Source organism: Pantoea sp. SGAir0180, assembly GCF_043546245.1.
On sequence record NZ_CP028071.1, the window covers coordinates 3,749,354 to 3,768,705 of the forward strand.

The following is a 19,352-nucleotide window of genomic DNA, read 5'->3' on the forward strand; positions in this document are numbered from 1 at the left end:
TTAACGCTCTGCAGCGACCAAAAAAAAGCTGCCATCAGGCAGCTCTTTGCGCTTCTTTCAACACGACGCGGTTATTTATACAGCTCGGCGGTCATGTGGACACGGTCGTTCGTGTTGGCTTCGATGATTCTGTACTGCGCACCCTGCTGTTCAGCCTGGGCTGCAATTTTCGCTTCGGTACCATCAAGGGTTGAACCAGTTGCGGTGACAGTTTGCGCAAAAGCAGAGGCTGACATCAGTGAAAGCGCAGCAACGGCAGCAAGGGAAAGTGTTTTCATGGTTTTCATAATCCGGTTCCTTATCGTGTAAGCGGGAAAGCAGTGTGCTTTCGATGGGAGTAATGATAACCATAGTTATTAATGCAAAGTTAACAATAAGTGCCGCAATTGTGATCATACTATCTATCACGCTGATAGCTAAAACCTCATGCCGACGTTGCGGAATTGACATATAACGTTTTGGTAAGGGTGACTGAGGCAGGAGAAGCAGAAGCTCAGCGCGATCTGCAGCTATATTTCACGTTTTGCTATGCCAGGGATTAAGGATATCTCACTTGTCTGGCAGATCTTATCTGCGCACTAAGAGCGGTTAACTGCGAAGCTTGTGCGCTTTTAAACGCACACATCTGGATGACTGCTGCCAGACGACAAACAGGATAATGCTTTATTGCTGTTAGTACGTAGCGCGCCCTTTTCCCCTGTTGGTTTCTTATGTGTCAACCCGTGGCTTAGATTCCAGAGAGCGGATGGGTTTGTTTGTCACGGCTTTCGGCTTTCGGCTTTCGGCTTTCGGCTTTCGGCTTTCGGCTTTCGGCTTTCGGCTTTCGGCTTTCCAGGTAAGCAAAGCGCACTAAAATTTGCCAGTAATCCTGAAAAATCATGCCTTTTCGCCCTCCTCCGCTCTTTTCTTTAACTACCTGTTTTTCCTGTGGCAAAAGCGACTGGAATATTACGCGTTAATGTGCGTCTTTTCATCGCGGTGATATAGTCTGCTGAGAGGCTTTATCAGCGCCATCTGCGCGCTGATATTTTGTGGAGGAGAGCTTTAATGGCGCTGTACGCTCTGGACTGGTTTAGTCACAATGGTATGGAGTGCTCGCGCGTTAAAGCGCATAACGCAACCTTTCCAAAACACACGCACGATGAATATGTGCTTAGCGCCAACCTGTCGGGCATTGAGGAAATCACACTTAATGGCCAGACACAGCAGGTCAATGCGGGTCAGATCACCCTGTATAATCCGGCCAGCATCCAGTCTTCACGTTTCGATCAGCACGGCGCTGAATTCCTCAGCATCCATATTCCGCAGACGCTATTAAAAACATTCAATCTCAGCCAAAATCTCAGCAGTCACCGTGAGGCACCCGTTTTAGCTGAAGGCGTTTTCACGCATCAGGCGTTATTTAACGCTATATGTCGCTATGCCCAACTGACACAACACCATGACAGCGAAGAGGAAGAGCAGGCACTTTTGCTGTTGTGCGCAGAATTGTTCTCTGAGAAAGTCACGCGAGATGCCGTGGTCGATAAAGACCTGGACCGCATCATTGCTTTTATGCGTCAGCATGTGAACATGAAGCTTACGCTGAATGCATTGGTGCAGGTAGCGGGAATAAGCAAATACGCGCTGGTGAGGCGTTTTACTGCTTATACCGGGCTTCCACCTTTGCAGTATCACATGCAGCTTCGCCTGTGTGCAGCGCGGGCGCTTCTGCGACAGAATCAGCATCCTCTGGACGCCGCGCATCGCCTGGGATTTTACGATCAAAGCCATTTTATCAATGCGTTTCGCAAAGTAATGGGCACCACGCCCAAACACTATGCTTCACAAGTAGGTTCAGGAAAGCAAAAATTCTTTATAACCTGAAACGATGACGTAAAAAGCAAAACAGGCAAAGATAAGGGCAGAAAGCATGTAGGAATATCTCAACAACTTTTGTCCTAATAGCCTGCCGCCCACGCTGCCAACCAGACAGAGCACACCCGTCCATATCACCCCGGCCAGAAAAAAACCGCTCAGAAATAGCGTGGTTCCAGTAAGGTTTTGCTCCCCGAAACGGGAAATGAGCGCGCCACCCACCGTCGCAAACCACAGAATGGCGGTGGGCGAGGACAGGGCCAGTACAATTCCGCGACGAAACTCACGGAACAGCGATTGCCTGACAGTCACCTGTGATGTGTCGATATCGTTAACTGTACTGAAGGCAGCCATCAGCATTTTAACGGTGAACCCTGTCAGCAGAAGCCCTCCACCCGCCCAGATTATCCATCGCACTATCTCGAATTGCAGCAACACCGCCATGCCCGCCAGCGCCAGCACGGCATAAAAAAGATCGCCTATACAGGTGCCGATGCCCAGCGAAAATCCCTGAAAATATCCCCGCTGCATTGCCAGCGTAATCATAGCGATGTTGGCAATGCCGATATCCAGACACAGTGACAGACTTAAGAAAAACCCCGTCGAAAAGGACATCATCGCACTACACTCCTGCACGAAAGAACCTCGCGCTGTGCCACCTGATATGAGCCTGTAAATTCTGTAAAAAGAGCCCATTCCGGAGAGCGAAGCGTAAACTGAAGCGGCGTCATTGAGTTCCCTGCCTGAACGTGAGTGATACCTTATTTCATTCTTTTACTCAGCTCAGGTATTGGAAAAAATTGCAGCGAAGGGATGAAGGGAGAGTCAGCCGACGGGGAAAGGGAATAAAGCGGGCGGTACGACATGATCCGCCCGGGGAACCTGGAGCAGAATAATCAGGCGGTGGTGTTAATGTTCCGCCCTACAGCCGGGTTCGCGGGAAGGGCAGTAACGCCTTCCACCAGTGTAGTGATGGTATCTGCCTGTTGGTTCAGGGTTTTCTTTAACAGCGTCGCATTGGCTTCACCACGTGCCTGCCATTGATCTAACCCTGCAGACAGCGTTGTGAGTTGCTGAATATCCATGCAGTTGCTCCTTATGTTGACTGAGCCCCAAACGGGGGTCACATAATACTGGCGACGGATTTCGCCAGTGGCGCATAAAGTATCGGCACATATACGCAAAACTTAAGCATGATTAACAGTACCGTGAAGCACACTGCTTATCGTGAAACAAACCGCGGCACAAAACTCACCGGAAAATTCAGCGAATTCGCGATAAAACACGCATCGTGAGCATCGTGGTGCAGCGCTTCTGCGCGCGCAGCGTCCGCCGGATCGCGCAATGTGACCAACGGCTTCAGCGTGATTTGCTTGAAATGCCCCCGCTCACCCTCGACCATTGTGCCCTCCGCCGCATCCTCATAAGCCTCGACGATGATACCGGCATCAGCGCACAGATGCAGATACCATAATTTATGGCAGGCGGACGCCGAGGCCAGTAACAGTTCTTCGGGATTCCAGCGCGTGGCATCGCCCCGAAAGGCCGGATCGGCACTCAGTGCGATGGTCGCTTTCCCCTCAGCGGCAAGCTCACCATTGCGGTCGTACGCAGTGTAGGAATCTGTACCGCTGCCACGGTTACCGGTCCAGCGAATGTGAATATGGTAATGATGTTCCCGATTAGCCATCTTGCATCCTTTAAAGGCTGAAGGTGATTCTGGAGACAGTATCCATCGTGATTTCAGGCCTGTAGCCCAGCGGATTGATGCTCAGAGCCTGATGTTATAACGGACAATATCATCCACCTGTGCCAGCTTATCGTACAATCTGCGGGCAGGATTGTTTTCATTTGTCACCCAATATACTTTCGCCCAACCCAGTTCACGGGCTTCATCGCAGACTGCCACGATTAGGGCTTTTCCCGCACCTACGCCGCGCTTGTTTTCCTTAACAAAGAGATCTTCCAGATAGCATACGGGCCGAGTGACCCAGGTCCCCTCGTGTATCACACATATCGCGAAACCGATCACGCTGCCGTTTTGTTCGGCGAGTCGACACATGAGCGCGGAGTCAGGTGAATGGATTCTCTGCCAGGTAGACAGCGTGACGCTCTCATCCAGGTGATGACCATAAAACAGCAGGTAATCTTTCCAGAGCCCCAGCCAGGCTGCGTAATCATCCGGCAGGGCATTACGAACGTTAAGCATTGACGTTCCTTTTAGTCGATGGGCCAGATAACTCGCCGCTGTAATGCCATGACGACGCTACACATCGCGGATACGAAAACAGCGACTGACGGCTTGTTGGAGCCTGCTCAATCAGTAAAGCAGCTGTCTCCCTCAGAAGCTATCTTAATGCGATGGAGTCTGTAAAATCGTGGCTGATGACCATAATAACGATGACAGCGCAGGCGCATTCAACCAGGGTATTACGAATGGCTGTGGAATTTTGCGATTCCTACTTAAGCGAGGCAGCGGCCCAGCCCTTTCTCAAAGAAAACCATAATATAAAGAAGTATATTTTCGACAGTCTGTCAGAAAAGCACTGAACTACACAGTCCCTCAAAAAAAGGGTGACCATGGATCATGGTGATTGTTAAACAGAGTGACAGCAAGCTCTGCCACACTGTTTAACAGAACATAACCTCAGAAAATTTTGAATAATTAATTATATAAATCAAAAAATTAAATCTTTTATAGCTACTTTAATATGCCTTACGGTGTTACTCAGTTGAATATATTCATTCTGACATTCTCGTCTTGTCTTTCAGAGAAAATATAAGTGGAAAGCCAGCCCAGGACATTCGGACCGGCTTCCTTATAGATGATGGCGACAGGTCATCGGTTCATTCATGTACTCACAGAAATGCCAACATCGCCTTCTTACGCCACTTCTCCATTTTCCTGCCTGTACTCTTTCGGTGTCGTCGCATAGCTCTTCTTGAACACCGAATAGAAATACTGCAATGAGGGATAACCACACATCTGCGAGATCTCATTGATACTGAGTGACGAGCCCGCCAGCAGTTCCTTTGCCTTTTCCAGCTTTTCTCGATGGATCATGGCGTGAATCGTATCGCCGGTTTCGTCACGGAAACGCTTCTCCAGGTTAGAACGCGACAGGCCAATGGCATCCAGTACCTGCTCCACCTTAATGCCCTTACAGGCGTTAAAACGGATAAAATGCATCGCCTGAATCACTGCCGGGTCGTGCAGCGAGCGGAAATCGGTTGAGCGGCGGGCAATCACTTTCACTGGCGGTACCAGAATGCGCTGGAGCGGCAGAACCTGCTTATCCAGCAGGCGGTGTAACAGCTTAGCGGCCTGATAACCCATCTGTCGTGAACCCTGAACTACCGAGGAAAGCGCGACGCGAGAGAGATAACGGGTCAGTTCTTCGTTGTCGATGCCAATTACGCACAGCTTCTCAGGCACCGGAATCTTCAGGTGCTCGCAGGCCTGCAGCAGATGACGCGCACGTGCATCAGTGACAGCAATAATGCCGGTATGCGGGGGAAGGGTTTGCAGCCAGTCGGCCAGGCGGTTTTGCGCGTGCTGCCAGTTCTCAGAGGCGGTTTCCATGCCCTGATAAACCACGCCCATATAGCGCTCACGCATGACGCGTTGGCGAAACGCCAGTTCGCGCTCCTGTGCCCAGCGTTTACCACTGGAAGCCGGCAAACCGTAAAATGCAAAACGGTTGATACCGCGCGCTTTCAGGTGCAGGAAGGCACTTTCCACCAGCGCGCTGTTGTCGGTGGCAATGTAGTGTACCGGCGGGTAATCCTCTTCACGATGATAGGAGCCACCCACACCGACGACCGGCACCGCCACGTCTGCCAGCGAACGCTGAATGGCGCTGTCGTCATAATCCGCAATCACGCCGTCGCCCAGCCACTCATGGATATTGTCAATGCGGCAGCGGAAATCCTCCTCAATGAAAATATCCCAGTTTGTCTGTGAAGCCTGTAAATACTCGCCAACGCCTTCAACCACCTGACGATCGTAAACCTTGTTGGCGTTAAACAGCAGGGTAATGCGGTATCGTTTCTCATGCATAGTGGCAGCGTCCCGTTAACTCCCAGCGCATTGCATAGCACAGCTGGATGCATCACAGAAATGGTTTGCGCCACAGTGTGATCGTTCACACGATTACATACGGCGGCGCGTTGCGGTGTCCATCCAGACCGCCAGCAGCAAAATCGCCCCTTTTACGATGTACTGCCAGAAGGTCGGCACATCCATCATGCTCATGCCGTTATCCAGCGAGGCCATGATAAACGCGCCCATCACCGCCCCGGCGACGGATCCGACCCCGCCAGCCAGGCTGGTGCCGCCGATAACACAGGCTGCAATCGCATCCAGTTCGGCGATGTTCCCGGCAGAAGGCGATCCCGCGCCCAGACGTGAGCTGAGGATCAGCCCCGCGATCGCCACCATCAGGCCATTGATGGCAAACACCGCCAGCTTGGTGCGCGCCACATTGATACCGGAAAGCCGGGCGGCATCAATATTGCCGCCGATGGCGTAAATGCGGCGGCCAAAAGCCGTGCGGGTGGCCATAAACATTCCCGCCAGCAGCAGCAATGCCAGCAGCAGTACCGGAGTAGGTACGCCACGGTAATCATTCAGCAGCCAGATCGCCCCCAGCACCAGCACGGCGGTGATCGCCTGGCGTGCCACGGTGCTTGTCGCCGCCGGTTGAGCCAGCCCCAACTGCTGACGACGCAGCCGTAAGCGCCACTGCCACAAAATAAACAGTGCCAGGCCGATAAAGCCAAAACCAAAACCGAAGCCGCCTGGCAAATAGCTTTGCCCAATCTGGGACATCGCCGGACTGGTCGGGGCAACGGTAGTTCCGTCGGTGATACCGACCAGGATGCCGCGAAACGCCAGCATACCGGCCAGCGTTACGATAAACGAAGGCACCTTGCGGTAGGCCACCCACCAGCCATTCCAGGTGCCCAGCAGCAGGCCAAGCACCAGCGTGACCACAATGGTCAGTGGCAGCGGCCAGCCCAGCCAGACGTCAAAGATCGCCGCCGCGCCGCCCAGCAGCCCCATCATAGAGCCAACTGAGAGGTCGATCTCAGCGGAGATAATAACAAACACCATGCCCACCGCCAGGATGCCGGTTATCGCTGTCTGGCGCAGCAGGTTAGAGACGTTGCGCGGGCTGAGCCAGGCACCGTCAGTAGTCCAGGTAAAAAACAGGGCAATCAACACAATCGCCCCCAGCATGACCAGCACCTGCAAATTACGCAGGCCGAGCTTGCTGGAGACGGGCTTGTTGGCCGGCGTCGATACGGCGGGCTTGGTTTCGCTGTTAAGCATAATGTTCACTCCGCAGAGCGGCTTCCATCACCTGCTCCTGAGTCAGATTGTCGTTAATCAGATCGGCTTTGATTTGCCCTTCATGCATCACCAGAATGCGGTCGCTGAGGCCCAGCACTTCGGGCAACTCAGACGAGATCACAATGACGGAGATGCCCTGCTGTACCAGCGCATTGATTAGCACATAAATTTCCTGCCGCGCACCCACATCAATACCGCGCGTGGGCTCATCCAGAATCAGAATTTTTGGATTGAGCAGCAGGCATTTCGCCAGAATCGCTTTTTGCTGGTTGCCGCCGCTGAGGCGGCCAATCGGCAGTTCAGGTGACGAGGTTTTGACCCGCAAGCGGGCGATAGCGGCATTAATGGCGTGCAGCTCGCTGGCTTCGTCAATTGTGGACAGGCGCTGGCTGAACTGATCCAGCGCCGCCAGAGTGATGTTTTTGCCCACGCCCATCAGCGGCACAATGCCGTCTTTTTTACGATCCTCCGGTACCATGGCAATGCCGTGCGCGATTGCCTCCTGACAGTCGCGGATAGTCACTTTGTTGCCGTTAATCCGGATCTCACCCTGCCAGCGACCAGGCCAGACGCCAAACAGACACTGAACGGTTTCCGTTCGGCCAGCACCGACTAATCCGGCGATACCAAGGATCTCTCCCTTACGCAGGGTAAAGGACAGGTTATTCACGCGCTTGATGTGGCGGTTGACCGGGTGCCAGGCCGTCAGGTTGCTGACCTGCAGCACCGTGTCGCCAATCTCGTGAGGTGAATGTGGATAGAGCGCCGTGAGTTCACGTCCGACCATCATGGTGATGATATCGTCCTCACTCAGGCCCGCCGCCGGACGAGTGGCAATATGCTGACCATCGCGAATCACGCAGATGGTGTCCGAAATCGCCCGCACCTCGTTCAGTTTGTGCGAGATATAAATACAGGCGATACCGTGCTCGCGCAGGTTGTGGATGATACTGAGCAGTACCGTGGTTTCCTGCTCGGTCAGCGAGGACGTCGGCTCATCGAGGATAAGCAGCCGCACCTGTTTGTTGAGCGCCCGCGCAATCTCCACCAGCTGCTGTTGCCCCAGGCCCAGCTCACCCACGCGCGTGTCGGGCGAGACGTTAAGTTTGACCCGTTCCAGCAACTGCTGGCAGCGCAGCGTCATGGTTTCATCGTCCACCATGCCAAAGCGCCCCAGCTCTGCGCCCAGGAAGATGTTCTCCATCACGGTCAGTTGCCGTACCAGCGCCAGCTCCTGATGGATAATGACAATTCCTTTGCGTTCGGTATCGCGAATAGTCTGTGCCTGGATCGGGTCCCCGGAAAACTGAATCTGCCCCTCAAACTCCCCGTGCGGATACAGTCCGCACAGGATTTTCATCAGGGTCGATTTGCCAGAGCCGTTTTCACCACACAACGACAGCACTTCACCGGCATCCAGTTGCAGGCTGACGTTGTCCAGCGCCTTCACCGCGCCGAAACGCTTGGTGATATTTTTCATTTCCAGCAACATCGGTCTTCTCCTTCGCAGGATGGCGATCAGAGTTCACTCTTCTTGTGGAAACCGTCTTTCACCACGGTACTGTCGATATTGTCTTTGTTGACCTCGATGGGCGTCAGCAGGCGCGACGGCACGTCTTTCAGGCCGTTGTTGAGTTTGGCATTGCTGGCAGGCGTCTGACCGTTGCCCAGCTCGACGGCGACATTAGCTGCTTCAGTCGCCAGTTCTTTGATCGGTTTGTACACCGTCATGGTTTGCGTGCCATTCATGATGCGTTTGATGGCGGCCAGATCGGCATCCTGCCCGGAGATGGCGACCTTACCGGCCAGCCCCTGCGCGCTGAGCGCCTGGATCGCTCCCCCCGCGGTAGCATCGTTTGAGGCCACAACGGCATCGATGTGGTTTTTATTGGCGGTCAGGGCGTTTTCCATGATTTTCAGTGCATTTTCCGGCAGCCAGGCATCAACCCACTGGTCACCGACAACTTTTATGCTGCCATTATCAATAGAGGGTTTTAACACCTTCATCTGCCCTTCGCGGAACAGGCGGGCGTTATTATCGACAGGCGATCCGCCCATCAGGAAGTAATTGCCTTTGGGTACTTTTTTCACCAGGCTTTCAGCCTGCATTTCGCCGACTTTTTCATTATCAAACGAAATATAGAAATCGATATCGGCATTATTAATCATGCGATCATAGGCCAGAACTTTAATGCCTTCGCGTTTCGCTTCTGCCACGACGTTACTTAATACCTGACCGTTGTAGGGAATAATAACCAGCACATCCACGCCGCGGTTGATCATATTTTCGATTTGCGACATTTGCGTTTCTTCGTTGCCATTGGCAGACTGCACGAAGACTTTCGCGCCCTTTGCTTCCGCCTGTTTAACGAAGATATCGCGGTCTTTTTGCCAGCGTTCCAGACGTAAATCGTCAATGGCCATGCCGATTTTGACTTCTTTTGCCAGACTGGCCTGACTGAACAGCGTAAGCGCCGCAAGCGCAGCGAGTAATGCGGGTTTCATTTTCATCATGGTCATCCTGTAGGGAACGGTTATTGTCGTTGTAAGGCTATGAACCAGGCGGATGAATTGTTCACCTTATTTTTACCTGCCAGCAATTACTGATTTTTATCCGGCTATTACGTTTTTTGGTTTATTTCTGAATTTTTGAGCGCGATCCAAATTTTAACATTTTCAGACTCGCCGTTACCGCAAACTGCACAGCATGAGGTCATCTCATCGTCATATTTTTTTGCGAGCAAGCGCACAATAAATAATTCTCTTACTGCCTGTGTGAAATATCGTAATTGAGTGGTCAGAAAGCGGATACGCACAATATGGCTTCTGGGTAACCCATTCGGGACCACTGTTAAGGAGCAAACCATGCACGCTTATTTTGACCAGTTTGATCGCGTTCGCTACGAAGGCGCAAAAACCAGTAATCCTCTGGCCTTCCGCCACTACAACCCTGACGAAGTCATCCTGGGGAAAACCATGGCTGAGCATCTGCGCTTCGCCGCCTGTTACTGGCACACCTTCTGCTGGAATGGCGCGGACATGTTTGGTGTCGGCGCTTTTGATCGTCCATGGCAAAAAGCGGGCGATGCGCTGGCGCTGGCCAAACTGAAAGCGGACGTTGCCTTTGAGTTTTTCCACAAGCTGAACGTGCCTTACTACTGCTTCCACGATGTGGACGTCTCACCTGAAGGTGACTCCTTAAAAAGCTATCGCGAAAACCTGGCGGTAATGACCGATACGTTGCAGGCGAAACAGCAGGAAACGGGCTTAAAACTGCTCTGGGGCACCGCTAACTGCTTTACGCATCCGCGTTACGGTGCGGGTGCCGCCACCAATCCGGATCCGGAAGTGTTTTCCTGGGCCGCCAGTCAGGTGTGCAGTGCAATGAAAGCGACCCAAACGCTGGGGGGCGAAAACTACGTACTGTGGGGCGGACGCGAAGGCTATGAAACGCTGTTAAATACCGACCTGCGCCAGGAGCGCGAGCAGATTGGCCGCTTTATGCAGATGGTCGTTGAACATAAGCACAAAATCGGCTTCCAGGGCACGCTCCTGATTGAACCCAAACCGCAAGAGCCGACCAAACATCAGTACGATTATGACGTCGCGACGGTTTATGGCTTCCTGAAGCAGTTTGGCCTGGAAAAAGAGATTAAGGTAAACGTGGAAGCCAACCATGCCACGCTGGCGGGTCACTCATTCCATCACGAAATAGCGACGGCAATTGCGCTGGGTGTATTTGGTTCGGTCGATGCCAATAGGGGTGATGCCCAGTGTGGCTGGGACACCGATCAGTTCCCGGTCAGCGTGGAAGAGAACGCGCTGGTGATGTATGAAATTATCAAAGCAGGCGGCTTTACCACAGGCGGCTTAAACTTTGATGCCAAAGTACGTCGGCAGAGCACCGACAAGTACGATCTGTTCTATGGACACATCGGAGCCATGGACACGATGGCGCTGGCGTTGAAAGTGGCGGCGCGTATGCTGTCTGACGGTGAGCTTGATCAGCGCGTGGCACAGCGCTACAGCGGCTGGAACGGGGAGTTTGGTCAGCAGATTTTGAAAGGTGAGTTTTCACTGGAAACGCTCGCGGCCCATGCGCACCAGCAGCAGTTCAATCCGCAACATCGCAGCGGTCGCCAGGAACAACTGGAAAACCTGGTGAATCATTACCTCTATGACTTCTAATCCGTAAGGAGCGCGACATGGTAATCGGGATCGATATCGGCACATCCGGCGTAAAAGTCGTGTTGCTGGATGTGCAAGGGCAGGTGGCGGCGGTGGAAACGGCCCCACTAACGGTTTCCCGCCCGCATCCGTTATGGAGCGAGCAAGATCCCGAAAGCTGGTGGCAGGCCACGGATAAGGCAATGCAGGCACTGGCACAGCGTCACGACCTGAGCACGGTGAAAGCTGTGGGCCTGACAGGACAGATGCACGGCGCGACCTTGCTGGACGCGCAGCATCGGGTGCTGCGTCCCGCCATTCTCTGGAACGACGGACGCAGCGGCGATCAGTGCCGTGAACTGGAGCAGCGGGTACCTGACTCACGGCGCATCACCGGTAACCTGATGATGCCAGGCTTTACCGCGCCCAAACTATTATGGGTGCAACAGCACGAACCAGACATTTTTGCCCGGATTGCCAGGGTGCTGCTGCCTAAAGATTACCTGCGCTGGCGCCTGAGCGGCGAGTTTGCCAGCGACATGTCTGATGCAGCCGGAACCATGTGGCTGGATGTGGAAAAGCGTGACTGGAGTGAGCAGATGCTCGCGGCCTGCGGGCTGGATCACAGCCAGATGCCAGCCCTGTTCGAAGGCAACCAGATTACCGGTACTTTATCAGCCGCGATCGCGCAGCGCTGGTCGCTGCCGCAGGTGCCGATCGTGGCGGGCGGTGGCGATAACGCGGCAGGCGCGGTCGGCGTCGGCATGGTCGCGCCGGGGCAAGGGATGTTGTCACTCGGTACCTCCGGCGTGTACTTCGTGGTCAGCGAAGGCTATCTCAGCAATCCCGAGCAGGCGGTACACAGCTTTTGTCATGCGCTGCCGCAGCGCTGGCACCTGATGTCTGTAATGCTGAGCGCCGCTTCCTGCCTGGACTGGGCAGCGTCACTGACGGGCTGCGATGATGTCCCGCACCTGTTAGCCGAAGCGGAACGTGCAAAAGACGATGCGCCCGCCTTGTGGTTTTTGCCTTATCTTTCCGGTGAACGCACACCGCATAATAATCCGCATGCCTGCGGCAGCTTCTTTGGGTTTACCCACCAGCATGGGCGACCCGAGCTGGCGCGCGCCGTGCTGGAAGGCGTCGGTTTTGCGCTGGCAGACGGCATGGATGTGGTTCACGACTGCGGCGTAACACCCGAAAGCATCATGCTGATTGGCGGTGGAGCACGAAGTCGCTACTGGCGGCAGATGCTGGCAGATATCAGCGGACAAACACTGGACTACTGCGAAGGTGGCGATGTCGGCCCGGCGCTGGGTGCCGCCCGACTGGCGCAGATGGCAATAGATAACAACCTGACCATTCCGGCCCTGAAGCAGGTGCAGCGCCATGAGCCAGATCCGGCTCGTCATGCACATTATCAGCCGAGACGTGAGACGTTCAGTCGGTTGTATCAGCAGTTGCTGCCGCTGATGAATCAGTAATTCAGAAAAAAGGGGCAACAGGGTTGCCCCTTTTTCTTTTAACCAATCGCCCCCAGCACATCGTCCTGGCTTTGCTTTTTCGGCAGCAGGAACAGCGTTGCTGCAATATCCAGCAGGTAGATCAGGGCCAGTAGCGTGATAGCAGCTACGAAGGAGAATTTACCCGCCAGCAGCCCGATTACCAACGGACCCAATCCACCGACGCCGCGCCCCAGATTAAACAATACGTTCTGCGCGGTCGCACGAACCTGCGGCGGAAAGGTATCTGAGATCAATGCGCCATAGCCGCCAATCATACCGTTGACGAACAGGCCCATCAGCGCACCGGTAAACAACATCACGGTCGGATCGCGCAGTTGCGCATAAACCACAACCATCACGACCGCACCGAACTGGTAAAGCAGGAAGATTTTCCAGCGCGCAAAGCGATCGGCCAGCACGCCAAACAGCCAGATGCCAAAGGTCATGCCCACCACGGTTACTGCCGTCCAGACGCCGGATTTGGTCAGACTGAAACCGAAGTTAGAGGACAAGTAGCTGGGCATCCAGATCATCAGGCCGTAATAACCGAAGTTCTGAACGGAACAGAGAATAAAGATCCCCAGGCTGGCTTTGCTGGTGGCGCGGTCTTTAAACAGCAGTTTCAGTCGGGCGGGAAAGGACAGCGAGGGAACATGTTTAATTTGACGGGTGAAGCTCTCAGGTTCGCCCATGCTGCGGCGAATAACAAATGACACCAGCGCGGGCAGTAATCCCACCAGGAACATGCCGCGCCAGCCAATCACACTCAGTAAAGGCGGGGTGATAAATGCCGCCAGCAGTACGCCGAGTTGCCAGCCGATGCCGACCCAGGCCGAGGCGCGGTTGCGCTTTTCTGCCGGCCAGGCTTCTGCAATCAGCGCCATGCCGATGCCAAACTCACCGCCCAGTCCCATGCCCGCCAGCGTACGGTACGCCAGCAGATCCCAGTAACCCTGCGCCACTGCACACAATCCGGTAAAGACAGAGAACATCAGTATCGTGATGGTTAACACACGAATGCGCCCATAGCGATCGCTGAGGTGGCCAAACACAATGCCGCCGATGACCGCGCCGATCAGCGTCCAGGTCACCAGTGAACCAGCCTGTGACGGATCCAGTGCCAGCGACAGGCTGATAGCGGGCAGCATAAACCCGAGAATCAGCAGATCGAATCCGTCCATGGCATAACCGCTGACGGCAGCCAGCATCGCTTTCGCAGGCGTAATGCTCTGCTTAACAGGGGAAGAAGAGGACATGAGTGCGCACCCGTTGGTTAAAAAACTGGCGCAAGTATAAAGAGCTAAGAGGATGGGGTCTATGCAGAATAGCCGGAGCCGTGCGCCTTATGGCGCACGGTTGCGCGAGATCAAGACGGTTTGTTGCTACCGTCGTCGTCACCGGATAACAGCGCGTCCAGCCTGTCGCCGCCCACGTGACGGAAATCCTGACCTTTCACGAAGTAGAAAATGATTTCGCAGATATTCTGGCAGCGGTCACCGATACGTTCGATGGCGCGGGCGCAAAACAGCGCCGTCAGAACGCTGGGAATCGTCCGCGGATCTTCCATCATGTAGGTCATCAGCTGACGCACAATGCCTTCGTACTCTTTATCCACTTTCTTGTCTTCGCGGTAGATCTGCACGGCTTCGTTAAGGTCCATGCGCGCAAAGGCATCCAGCACATCATGCAGCATCTGCACAGTATGACGGCCCAGCGATTCCAGGCTGACCAGCAGCGGCAGATGTTGCTGGCCAAACTTCTCCAGCGCAGTGCGGCTGATTTTCTCGGCAACATCGCCGATGCGTTCCAGTTCGGAGATGGTTTTGATAATCGCCATGACCAGACGTAAATCGATAGCGGTCGGCTGACGTTTGGCGATGATGCGCACACAGGCTTCATCAATCTCCACTTCCATCATGTTGACCTTCTGGTCGCCATCAATGACGCGCTGGGCCAGTTCGCCGTCCAGATTATGCATGGCGGTAATGGCATCGGTCAGCTGCTGCTCAACCATGCCGCCCATGATCATCACCTGCGTGCGGATGTGCTCCAGCTCAGCGTTAAACTGACCGGAGATGTGTTTATTCAGATTTAAACTGTCCATGGCGATCTCCTGTCTAATCAGCCGTAGCGACCTGTAATGTAGTCTTCCGTTTGTTTCTGTGCCGGCTTGGTGAACAGCGTGTCGGTGTCGCTGAATTCAATCAGTTCGCCCAGATACATAAACGCCGTGTGGTCGGAACAACGTGCCGCCTGCTGCATGTTGTGTGTCACGATCACGACGGTGTAATCCTGCTTCAGTTCAGTAATGAGTTCTTCGATACGGCCGGTAGAAATGGGATCCAGCGCTGAACAGGGCTCATCCAGCAGCAGGACTTCCGGACGAATGGCGATACCGCGCGCAATACACAGACGCTGCTGCTGGCCGCCTGACAGACTGTAGCCACTCTGATGCAGCTTGTCTTTGGTTTCAGTCCACAGGGCCGCCTTGGTAAGCGCCCACTGCACACGCTCGTCCATATCGGCGCGAGACAGCTTTTCAAACAAGCGCACGCCAAAGGCGATATTGTCATAAATCGACATCGGGAAAGGCGTTGGCTTCTGGAACACCATGCCAACCCGGGCGCGCAGCAGGGCGATATCCTGGTTGGACGCCAGAATGTTGTCGCCGTCCAGCAGAATATCCCCTTCCGCGCGCTGCTCGGGATAGAGCGAATACATTTTATTGAAGGTTCGCAGCAAAGTGGATTTACCACAGCCTGAAGGGCCGATAAAGGCCGTCACCTGATTCTTCGCAATATCCAGGTTGATGTTTTTCAGAGCGTGAAACTTGCCGTAATAAAAATTCAGATTACGGACCTGAATCTTACCCGCTGATGCAGTCGCAGTACTCATTGCTTTTCTCTCTTATACGACACCGCACAGGGCCGTGTCAGTCGTTAACCGTGTTTACCCTTGGCGAATACCACGCGTGCTACGATATTTAACAGCAACACACAGAGGGTAATAATCAGTACGCCCGCCCAGGCCAGACTTTGCCACTCGGCGAACGGACTCATCGCAAATTTAAAGATGGTGACCGGAAGGTTTGCCAGCGGCTGCATCATGTCGGTGCTCCAGAACTGGTTCGACAGCGCAGTAAACAGCAGCGGCGCGGTTTCGCCCGCGATGCGCGCTACCGCCAGCAGCACACCCGTAATAATCCCGGATACGGACGCTTTCAGCGTAATGGCGGAAATCATCTTCCATTTCGGCGTACCCAGCGCATAGGCTGCTTCGCGCATGCTGTCAGGTACCAGTCGTAACATGTTTTCCGTCGTGCGAATCACTATTGGAATCTGTAACAACGCCAGCGCTATCACACCTGCCCAGCCTGAGAAGTGGTGCATCTGCGCCACGACAATGGTGTAGACAAACAGGCCCACAACAATCGATGGGGCAGACAGCAGGATGTCGTTAATGAAACGAATCACTTCCGCCAGTAAAGACTTACGACCATATTCTGCCAGATACACACCCGCCAGAATGCCCAGTGGCGTGCCAATGAATGTCGACCATAAAATCAGTAAACCGCTACCTACCAGCGCATTGGCTAATCCGCCTCCCGCCGTGTTTGGCGGCGGTGTGGACTCGGTAAACAGCGACCATGAAAGCCCGTCAATGCCGCGGCTCACGGTGGTAAACAAAATCCAGACCAGCCAGAATAAGCCAAATGCCATCGTCAGCAAGGACAGCGTTAAGGCGATTTTGTTCTTGGTGCTACGCCACGACTGCATTTTGCGACGTGACGCTTCCAGTTCGGCCCGAGCCTGTACTTCCATTGTTGTCATGATCGCGCTCCTTCACTTTTTGCCAGACGCATAATCATTAACTTGGAAATCGCCAGCACAATAAAGGTGATAACAAACAGAATCAGGCCCAGTTCCATCAGTGCCGCTACGTGAACACCCGATTCGGCTTCAGCAAACTCATTCGCCAGTGCCGAGGTGATACTGTTGCCTGGCATAAACAGTGAGGCACTGTCGAGCTGGTAGGTGTTACCGATAATAAAGGTGACCGCCATGGTTTCGCCCAGCGCACGTCCCAGGCCCAGCATGATGCCGCCGATGACGCCGTTTTTAGTAAACGGCAACACGATGCGCCAGATCACTTCCCACGTGGTGCAGCCAATCCCATAGGCTGACTCTTTCATCATCACCGGCGTCTGCTCAAACACGTCGCGCATGACTGAAGCAATATAGGGAATGATCATGATGGCCAGAATCACACCTGCGGCCAGAATACCGATACCAAACGCCGGACCGGAGAACAGAGCGCCAATAATCGGAATGCCCGAGAGGACATCACCAACGGGCGTCTGGAAATATTCTGCGAACAGCGGAGCAAAGATAAATAAGCCCCACATACCATAAACAATACTCGGAATCGCAGCGAGCAGCTCAATTGCGGTTCCCAGTGGACGTCGTAACCAGCCTGGTGAGAGTTCGGTCAGAAAAAGAGCAATACCGAAACTGACCGGTACCGCAATAATCAACGCAATGATTGAGGTGACAAGTGTGCCGTAAATCGGCACCAGTGCACCGAATTGTTCGTTAGGGGCGTCCCAGGTTTTGGTCCACAAAAACGCGAAACCAAATTTCTGTATGCTTGGCCAGGAAGAGAAGATCAGGGAGACGATAATGCCGCCCATAAGCAACAGAACAATCAGCGCAGAGAGTTTTACCAGCGCGCCAAAAATTCGGTCACCTTGCTTACCTGGGGCTTTGAATGCCGACTTCGTTGCAGCCATAGAAGTCTTCGTCCTCAGAAGTTATCAGGGCGGCAGACGCCGCCCTTGAAGGCTGACCAGCACGCAGGCTGGTCAGGGTCATTCACTTACTTATAAAGCGCTTTACCAGAACTGTCTTTGATATTGGCTTTCCAGGCAGCACGGATCTGCTGAACCACGCTCTCCGGCAGGGTGGCATAATCCAGCGCATTGGCCGTTTTACCGCCATCTTTGTAGGCCCAGTCAAAGAACTTCAGGACTTCGGCACCTTTCGCCGCATTAGTCTGATCTTTGTAAATCAGGATAAAGGTGGTTGAGGTGATCGGCCATGCATCATTGCCTTTCTGGAAGGTCAGATCCTGAGCAAACGATTTGCTCCAGTCTGCGCCTTTCGCGGCATTAGAGAAGCTGGTTTCGCTTGGCGCAACCGCTTTGCCGTCCGCATCCATCAGTTTGGTATAGGTCAGGTTATTCTGTTTGGCATACGCGTACTCAACGTAACCAATAGAACCTGGCAGACGCTGTACAAAGGCTGCTACGCCATCGTTACCTTTACCGCCCAGACCGGTTGGCCAGTTAACGGTGTTGCCTTTACCAATTTTGCTGTTCCACTCTTCGTTCACTTTCGCCAGGTAGCTGGTGAAAACGAAAGAGGTACCTGAACCATCCGCGCGACGCACCACGTTGATGTTGGTATCGGGCAGTTTCACGCCTGGGTTCAGTTTAACAATCGCAGGATCGTTCCACTTTTTGATGTTACCCAGATAGATGTCGCCAACGGTTTTACCGTCCAGCGTCAGCTGACCAGATTTGATGCCTGGCAGGTTAACCGCCAGCACCACGCCACCGATTACGGTAGGGAACTGGAACAGACCATATTTCTGCAGATCTTCGTCTTTCATAGGCGCATCGGAGGCACCGAAATCAACGGTTTTGGCGATAATTTGTTTTACACCGCCAGATGAACCAATGCCCTGATAGTTGATTTTGCTACCGGTGGCTTGCTGATACTCTGCTGCCCACTTGGCATAAACCGGCGCCGGGAATGTACCGCCAGCACCGGTCAGATCGGTGGCTGCAAATGCAGAAACCGCATTAACGGCAAGAGAGGCGGCGAGGATTCGGGCTACGGTGCTACGCATCAGTGTCATGTTCCCTCCAGGGGAGAAAAGTCAGGCTAAGTGCCTTTTTAGTAAGAGTCAGTGATTGCTGCAGGAGGGAAAATAGGACAGTTTAGTGACAGAAAAATGTAGTTAATATTACAGTTATATGACAGGCACAATTATTGCTCATTTCATAAGACTCCTCTCGAAAAGGACATGTTCGATGAGATTTATGAAGAAGCTTCTGGTGTGCAATGTCGTCCTGCTCTGTACGCTGGCAGGCTTACAGGCTTACAGGCTTACAGGCTTACAGGCTTACAGGCTTACAGGCTTACAGGCTTACAGGCTTACAGGCTTACAGGCGGATGATACGACACCCACGATTCATTTAGATAAATTTTATACCGCAGCTAATAACAGAGGCGCTCTGGCTATATTGGGTTATTACGGCGCCGTTAAACAATCATCCGTCGATGTTGAAGGTGTTATTGCAATGAAAGATAAGATTAAAGACTTAACAAAAACGCTATAAAATCAGGCAAGTAACCTCAGTCAACTCGCCAAAAGCTAAGCAAAAATGATGATACGATAAATAA

20 protein-coding genes are annotated in these 19,352 nt (G+C 53.5%); 4 read left to right on the top strand and 16 right to left on the bottom strand.

Annotated elements, in window-relative coordinates:
* Nucleotides 1-71 precede the first annotated feature (71 nt).
* Together C1N58_RS17565 and C1N58_RS17570 are read right to left on the bottom strand one after the other, a co-directional pair.
* Nucleotides 72-287 (bottom strand): YdgH/BhsA/McbA-like domain containing protein, encoded by a 216-nt coding sequence (locus C1N58_RS17565; RefSeq protein ID WP_033737256.1) that lies wholly within the window; start codon nt 285-287, stop codon nt 72-74.
* Between the two features lie 440 nt (nt 288-727).
* Nucleotides 728-880, bottom strand: a complete 153-nt coding sequence (locus tag C1N58_RS17570; protein ID WP_155550090.1) for a hypothetical protein — start codon at nt 878-880, stop codon at nt 728-730.
* Between the two features lie 167 nt (nt 881-1,047).
* Between C1N58_RS17570 and C1N58_RS17575 the strand changes: the two genes are divergently transcribed.
* Nucleotides 1,048-1,866 carry a helix-turn-helix domain-containing protein gene (locus tag C1N58_RS17575; protein ID WP_283788382.1) on the top strand — a complete coding sequence of 273 codons (819 nt, stop codon included), beginning with the start codon at nt 1,048-1,050 and terminating at the stop codon, nt 1,864-1,866.
* On the opposite strand, the gene C1N58_RS17580 is transcribed toward C1N58_RS17575, so the two are convergent.
* The 8 genes from C1N58_RS17580 to xylF all read right to left on the bottom strand — a co-directional run bounded on the left by C1N58_RS17580 (nt 1,837) and on the right by xylF (nt 9,724).
* Nucleotides 1,837-2,475 (bottom strand): LysE family transporter, encoded by a 639-nt coding sequence (locus tag C1N58_RS17580; RefSeq protein WP_054634767.1) that lies wholly within the window; start codon nt 2,473-2,475, stop codon nt 1,837-1,839. The two genes, C1N58_RS17575 and C1N58_RS17580, sit on opposite strands and share 30 nt — an antisense overlap.
* A 278-nt stretch (nt 2,476-2,753) precedes the next feature.
* The gene (locus C1N58_RS17585) at nt 2,754-2,942 is read right to left on the bottom strand and encodes a YjfB family protein (RefSeq protein ID WP_006121221.1); all 189 of its coding nucleotides are present in this window, start codon (nt 2,940-2,942) and stop codon (nt 2,754-2,756) included.
* A 137-nt stretch (nt 2,943-3,079) separates the two neighbouring features.
* Nucleotides 3,080-3,547 (bottom strand): OsmC family protein, encoded by a 468-nt coding sequence (locus tag C1N58_RS17590; RefSeq protein ID WP_394550148.1) that lies wholly within the window; start codon nt 3,545-3,547, stop codon nt 3,080-3,082.
* Nucleotides 3,548-3,628: 81 nt separating this feature from the next.
* Nucleotides 3,629-4,066 (bottom strand): GNAT family N-acetyltransferase, encoded by a 438-nt coding sequence (locus C1N58_RS17595; RefSeq protein WP_375093975.1) that lies wholly within the window; start codon nt 4,064-4,066, stop codon nt 3,629-3,631.
* A 675-nt stretch (nt 4,067-4,741) separates the two neighbouring features.
* The gene (gene xylR, locus C1N58_RS17600; protein WP_033737245.1) at nt 4,742-5,917 is read right to left on the bottom strand and encodes a D-xylose utilization transcriptional activator XylR; all 1,176 of its coding nucleotides are present in this window, start codon (nt 5,915-5,917) and stop codon (nt 4,742-4,744) included.
* Nucleotides 5,918-6,010: 93 nt separating this feature from the next.
* Nucleotides 6,011-7,192 carry a xylose ABC transporter permease XylH gene (gene xylH / locus C1N58_RS17605; protein WP_375093977.1) on the bottom strand — a complete coding sequence of 394 codons (1,182 nt, stop codon included), beginning with the start codon at nt 7,190-7,192 and terminating at the stop codon, nt 6,011-6,013.
* Entirely contained in the window at nt 7,185-8,705 is a 1,521-nt protein-coding gene (locus C1N58_RS17610) for a xylose ABC transporter ATP-binding protein (RefSeq protein WP_006121215.1), read from the bottom strand. The genes xylH and C1N58_RS17610 overlap by 8 nt, the downstream gene beginning before the upstream one ends.
* A gap of 26 nt (nt 8,706-8,731) precedes the next feature.
* A complete protein-coding gene (xylF, locus tag C1N58_RS17615) occupies nt 8,732-9,724 on the bottom strand; it encodes a D-xylose ABC transporter substrate-binding protein (RefSeq protein ID WP_039339152.1) in 993 nt (330 codons plus the stop codon).
* A 354-nt stretch (nt 9,725-10,078) separates the two neighbouring features.
* On the opposite strand from xylF, the gene xylA reads away from it, so the two are divergent.
* Both xylA and xylB read left to right on the top strand, forming a co-directional pair.
* Nucleotides 10,079-11,401, top strand: a complete 1,323-nt coding sequence (gene xylA, locus C1N58_RS17620; protein WP_394564377.1) for a xylose isomerase — start codon at nt 10,079-10,081, stop codon at nt 11,399-11,401.
* 17 nt (nt 11,402-11,418) lie between these two features.
* Nucleotides 11,419-12,864 carry a xylulokinase gene (xylB, locus tag C1N58_RS17625; RefSeq protein ID WP_394550150.1) on the top strand — a complete coding sequence of 482 codons (1,446 nt, stop codon included), beginning with the start codon at nt 11,419-11,421 and terminating at the stop codon, nt 12,862-12,864.
* 38 nt (nt 12,865-12,902) lie between these two features.
* Here xylB and C1N58_RS17630 read toward each other — a convergent pair whose 3' ends face one another.
* The 6 genes from C1N58_RS17630 to pstS form a co-directional block, all read right to left on the bottom strand.
* Nucleotides 12,903-14,141, bottom strand: a complete 1,239-nt coding sequence (locus C1N58_RS17630; protein ID WP_054634779.1) for an MFS transporter — start codon at nt 14,139-14,141, stop codon at nt 12,903-12,905.
* A 110-nt stretch (nt 14,142-14,251) separates the two neighbouring features.
* Nucleotides 14,252-14,989, bottom strand: a complete 738-nt coding sequence (gene phoU / locus C1N58_RS17635) for a phosphate signaling complex protein PhoU (protein ID WP_006121211.1) — start codon at nt 14,987-14,989, stop codon at nt 14,252-14,254.
* A gap of 17 nt (nt 14,990-15,006) precedes the next feature.
* A complete protein-coding gene (pstB, locus tag C1N58_RS17640; RefSeq protein WP_033737235.1) occupies nt 15,007-15,780 on the bottom strand; it encodes a phosphate ABC transporter ATP-binding protein PstB in 774 nt (257 codons plus the stop codon).
* Nucleotides 15,781-15,824: 44 nt separating this feature from the next.
* Nucleotides 15,825-16,715, bottom strand: coding sequence for a phosphate ABC transporter permease PstA (pstA, locus tag C1N58_RS17645; protein ID WP_033737233.1), 891 nt, complete (start codon nt 16,713-16,715; stop codon nt 15,825-15,827).
* Entirely contained in the window at nt 16,712-17,674 is a 963-nt protein-coding gene (pstC, locus tag C1N58_RS17650; RefSeq protein ID WP_006121208.1) for a phosphate ABC transporter permease PstC, read from the bottom strand. The genes pstA and pstC overlap by 4 nt, the downstream gene beginning before the upstream one ends.
* Nucleotides 17,675-17,760: 86 nt before the next feature.
* Nucleotides 17,761-18,804 carry a phosphate ABC transporter substrate-binding protein PstS gene (pstS, locus tag C1N58_RS17655; protein WP_394564378.1) on the bottom strand — a complete coding sequence of 348 codons (1,044 nt, stop codon included), beginning with the start codon at nt 18,802-18,804 and terminating at the stop codon, nt 17,761-17,763.
* A 184-nt stretch (nt 18,805-18,988) separates the two neighbouring features.
* On the opposite strand from pstS, the gene C1N58_RS17660 reads away from it, so the two are divergent.
* Complete coding sequence (locus tag C1N58_RS17660; RefSeq protein ID WP_394564379.1) at nt 18,989-19,288, top strand: hypothetical protein; 300 nt, start codon at nt 18,989-18,991, stop codon at nt 19,286-19,288.
* Nucleotides 19,289-19,352: the final 64 nt, after the last annotated feature.

Bases quoted from the DNA above. Each gene is read 5' to 3' on its own strand.
- xylF (WP_039339152.1), bottom strand. From the start codon at position 9,724: ATGAAAATGAAACCCGCATTACTCGCTGCGCTTGCGGCGCTTACGCTG.
- C1N58_RS17630 (WP_054634779.1), bottom strand. From the start codon at position 14,141: ATGTCCTCTTCTTCCCCTGTTAAGCAGAGCATTACGCCTGCGAAAGCG.
- C1N58_RS17580 (WP_054634767.1), bottom strand. From the start codon at position 2,475: ATGATGTCCTTTTCGACGGGGTTTTTCTTAAGTCTGTCACTGTGTCTG.
- C1N58_RS17565 (WP_033737256.1), bottom strand. From the start codon at position 287: ATGAAAACCATGAAAACACTTTCCCTTGCTGCCGTTGCTGCGCTTTCA.
- xylA (WP_394564377.1), top strand. From the start codon at position 10,079: ATGCACGCTTATTTTGACCAGTTTGATCGCGTTCGCTACGAAGGCGCA.
- C1N58_RS17610 (WP_006121215.1), bottom strand. From the start codon at position 8,705: ATGTTGCTGGAAATGAAAAATATCACCAAGCGTTTCGGCGCGGTGAAG.
- C1N58_RS17570 (WP_155550090.1), bottom strand. From the start codon at position 880: ATGATTTTTCAGGATTACTGGCAAATTTTAGTGCGCTTTGCTTACCTG.
- pstS (WP_394564378.1), bottom strand. From the start codon at position 18,804: ATGACACTGATGCGTAGCACCGTAGCCCGAATCCTCGCCGCCTCTCTT.
- xylB (WP_394550150.1), top strand. From the start codon at position 11,419: ATGGTAATCGGGATCGATATCGGCACATCCGGCGTAAAAGTCGTGTTG.
- pstB (WP_033737235.1), bottom strand. From the start codon at position 15,780: ATGAGTACTGCGACTGCATCAGCGGGTAAGATTCAGGTCCGTAATCTG.
- C1N58_RS17660 (WP_394564379.1), top strand. From the start codon at position 18,989: ATGAAGAAGCTTCTGGTGTGCAATGTCGTCCTGCTCTGTACGCTGGCA.
- phoU (WP_006121211.1), bottom strand. From the start codon at position 14,989: ATGGACAGTTTAAATCTGAATAAACACATCTCCGGTCAGTTTAACGCT.
- C1N58_RS17585 (WP_006121221.1), bottom strand. From the start codon at position 2,942: ATGGATATTCAGCAACTCACAACGCTGTCTGCAGGGTTAGATCAATGG.
- C1N58_RS17595 (WP_375093975.1), bottom strand. From the start codon at position 4,066: ATGCTTAACGTTCGTAATGCCCTGCCGGATGATTACGCAGCCTGGCTG.
- pstA (WP_033737233.1), bottom strand. From the start codon at position 16,715: ATGACAACAATGGAAGTACAGGCTCGGGCCGAACTGGAAGCGTCACGT.
- C1N58_RS17590 (WP_394550148.1), bottom strand. From the start codon at position 3,547: ATGGCTAATCGGGAACATCATTACCATATTCACATTCGCTGGACCGGT.
- xylR (WP_033737245.1), bottom strand. From the start codon at position 5,917: ATGCATGAGAAACGATACCGCATTACCCTGCTGTTTAACGCCAACAAG.
- C1N58_RS17575 (WP_283788382.1), top strand. From the start codon at position 1,048: ATGGCGCTGTACGCTCTGGACTGGTTTAGTCACAATGGTATGGAGTGC.
- pstC (WP_006121208.1), bottom strand. From the start codon at position 17,674: ATGGCTGCAACGAAGTCGGCATTCAAAGCCCCAGGTAAGCAAGGTGAC.
- xylH (WP_375093977.1), bottom strand. From the start codon at position 7,192: ATGCTTAACAGCGAAACCAAGCCCGCCGTATCGACGCCGGCCAACAAG.